Below are 3298 nucleotides of genomic sequence, written 5' to 3' on the forward strand. Positions count from 1 at the left end.
GTCGAGATCGAACCGGCCCGGGTCGCGGCGGCACGGCCGTACGAGCGCGAGGGGCTGGCCTTCCTCCGCGGCGGCTTCGAGGTCCCGGTCCCCGGACGGCCGGTGCTGGTCCGCGCGGCGAACGTGCTGCGCCAGTACGACGAGGCCGAGGTCGCCGCCGTGTGGCGGCGGCTGTGCGCCCGGCTCGCCCCCGCCGACCCGGCCACGGGCTCGCGCGGCGGGCTGCTGGTCGAGGGGACCTGCGACGAGATCGGGCGCCGGCACGTATGGGTCGCCCTCGGCCCCGAAGGGCCGCGCACGGTCACCTTCGCGACCCGCCTCGGCTCCCTGGAGCGCCCTTCCGACCTGGCGGAACGCCTCCCGAAGGCGCTCATCCACCGCAATGTGCCGGGCGAACCGGTGCACGCCTTCCTGCGCGACTTCGACCGCGCCTGGGCCGCCGCCGCGCCCTACGCCTCGTACGGCGCGCGGCAGCGCTGGATCCGGGCGGTGCGGGACCTCACGGCCGACTGGCCGGTGTCGGACGGGCCGGGACGGTGGCGGCAGGGGGAAGTGACGGTGCGGTGGAAGGCGCTGGCGCCGCGGGGGTGACTCCGCGCCGCCCGCGGAGCGGGAACGATCCGCGTGAGTCGTTCGTCACACGGGCGGGATGATCACCGCTCCGGGAAGACCGGGGAGCGGGACACGGGGCGCCCTCCCTCTGTCGTTTCGCGCGTCGGCATGACAGCATCCACCGGGCGACCATATGTTACTGACGATTAATCAACGGGGGTGCGAGTCATGGAGACGGCCAAGCGCGGGTTGCTCACGACGGCTGTGACCGTGGTCTGCGCGGTCACCGTACTGGCCCTGCCCGGTACGGCGTTCGCGGCTCCCGCTCCCCCGCCGTCCCCGGGCACGACCGCGAGCGTCACCGTGGTCGCCGACCAGGACAAGGAGCTCGAAGCCGTACGCGAGAAGCTCGACAAGCTCTACCGCGCGGCGGCCGTCGCCACCGAGGAGTACAACGCCGCCGAGGAGAAGGCGCGGCAGCAGTCCGCCCAGATCGTCCGGCTGGCGAAGAAGATCGTCGAGGGCCGGGAGAGACTCGCCGAGCTGAAGACCCGCGCGGGCGCGGCGGCCGCCGCCCAGTACCGCGGCGGCGGGCTTCCGCCCGAGGCCCACCTGATGCTGAGCGACGACCCGCAGGATTTCCTCGACGGCGCGGGCCGGGTGCGCCAGGGCGAGCACGCGACCAGGGGCCTGCTCGGGGAAATGACCCGCACCCAGCAGGACTTGGAGCAGTACGCGCAGGACGCCGAAGCGCAGATGACGAAGCTGGAGGCGGGCCGCAAGGCCAAGGCCGAGGCGCAGAAGAAGATCGAGGCGCGGATCGAGGCGGCCGAGAAGGTCGAGTCCGAACTGGAGCAGGTGGAGAAGGAGCGCCTGGCCCTGCTGGAGAAGCGGGCCGCCGCCGAGGCGCAGGCCTCGTGGCTGGGCTCCGGCATCCTCGACGAGATCAGGGGCAAGGCGACGGAGCAGGGCGCGAAGGCCGTCGCGTACGCCACCGCCCAGATCGGCAAGCCCTACCAGTGGGGCGCCGAGGGGCCGAACACGTACGACTGCTCCGGGCTGACCTCACAGGCCTGGATCTCGGCCGGGCGGAGCATGCCGCGCACCTCGCAGGCGCAGTGGGAGCAGCTCCGGCGCGTCGACATCAAGGACATGCGGCCCGGTGACCTCGTCATCTACTTCGACGACGCCAGCCACGTGGGGATGTACGTCGGGGACGGCATGATGGTGCACGCCCCGCGCCCGGGGCGGACGGTGACGCTCGCGGGGGCCGGATCGATGCCGATCCTCGGGGTGGTACGGCCGGACGCGGACGCGAACTGAGCGGTTCGCGCCCTCCCGGCCGGCCGCTCAACACCCCGGTGACATGCGCCACGTGACCCAGTACACGTCGATCTTTCCACCAAACCTCCTGCGGACGTGACGTTCGTCATTCCCGCGGCGTCCTCAGGCTGTCCAACTGCGGTAGCAAACGCGGCATATGACGGGGGCCGACGGCGGAGCGGCGTGGTTCACACCATTCCGCTGCGGCGCCGTCAGCCGCTATGGTCCCCGTTCGAAGGGGGCATCCCCTGCTCGCGCCCCGAGGTGGGAGCAGGACACAGGCCTACGGCCGAAGCCCCCACCGTGCCCTCGGGGGGAGGGAAGGAACCCGCAACAATGCCCGCACCCGTACCGCGGCAGAGAGCGATCCCGGCCGTGGAAGGTGGTCAGGCGCCGACCGCCGCACCGAACGGCGGCTCCGCCCAGGACTCCCCGGAGGCCGGGGTGACGGCCCCGCGCGCGACGGCCCCGTCCGAGCACACGGCGGACCCGGCCGGCACCGCGCCGGACCGGGCCGAGACGGCCGCCCACACCAACCTCACACTGCTGCTGATCGAGGACGACCCCGGCGGGTCGCCGATCGTGCCGGAGCTGCTCGACCAGTCCGGCAAGCCGATCCGCGTCCGCACCGCCCGCAACCTCACCGAGGCCGAGCGGCTGCTGACCGACGACGTCCACTGCATCCTGCTGGACCTCGCGCTGCCCGCGCCCGGCCGGGCGGGCGGCGGTGACGACGAGCTCGCCGTACTCAAGCACGTCCTGGAGCTCGCGCCCCGGCACGCCGTCCTCGCGCTCACCGGCGCCGACGACACCGAGCGCGGCGCCGAGGCCGTACGGGTGGGCGCCCAGGACTACCTCGTCCGCGACGAGCTGGACGGCCGGCTGCTGAGCCGGGCGATCCGGTACGCGGTGGAGCGCAAGCGGTCCGACTCCGCCGAGCGGCGGCTCGCCGAGGGCCGCGTGCGCGCCCAGGAGAACCGCCGGCTGGAACGCGGCCTGCTGCCCACCCCGCTGCTGGACGGCTCCCCGCTGCGGTTCGCCGCCCGCTACCGCCCCGGCCGCTCCCGCGCCCTGCTCGGCGGGGACTTCTACGACGTCGTCCGCACCCCGGACGGCACCGTGCACGCCATGATCGGCGACGTCTGCGGGCACGGCCCGGACGAGGCCGCGCTCGGTGTGGAGCTGCGCATCGCCTGGCGCGCGCTGACCCTGGCGGGACTGTGCGGGGACCAGCTGCTGGGCACGCTGCAGCAGGTGCTGGAGCACGAGCGGTCGGACGACGAGATCTTCGCGACCCTGTGCACGGTGGACATCGCGCCGGACGGCCGCCGGGCGGGCCTGTGCCTGGCCGGCCACCCGTCGCCGCTGCTCGCCCGCCCCGGGCACCCCGCGCGGCTGCTGCCGTACGACAACAACGGCCCGG

The 3298-nt window shown here is 74.0% G+C and carries 3 protein-coding genes; all 3 read left to right on the forward strand.

Annotated features, from left to right (window positions below):
• On the forward strand, positions 1 to 591 hold a 591-nt coding region (locus tag B7767_RS30380; protein WP_085574950.1), incomplete at its 5' end, for an SAM-dependent methyltransferase.
• A gap of 189 nt (positions 592 to 780) precedes the next feature.
• Positions 781 to 1875 (forward strand): C40 family peptidase, encoded by a 1095-nt coding sequence (locus tag B7767_RS30385; protein ID WP_085574951.1) that lies wholly within the window; start codon positions 781 to 783, stop codon positions 1873 to 1875.
• Positions 1876 to 2211: 336 nt separating this feature from the next.
• Positions 2212 to 3298, forward strand: a 1087-nt coding sequence (locus B7767_RS30390) for a PP2C family protein-serine/threonine phosphatase (RefSeq protein WP_085574952.1), incomplete at its 3' end; no start/stop codon positions are given.

The organism is Streptomyces sp. 13-12-16, from assembly GCF_002114215.1.
Taxonomy (GTDB): Bacteria; Actinomycetota; Actinomycetes; order Streptomycetales; family Streptomycetaceae; genus Streptomyces.

Bases quoted from the DNA above. Each gene is read 5' to 3' on its own strand.
- B7767_RS30385 (WP_085574951.1), top strand. From the start codon at position 781: ATGGAGACGGCCAAGCGCGGGTTGCTCACGACGGCTGTGACCGTGGTC.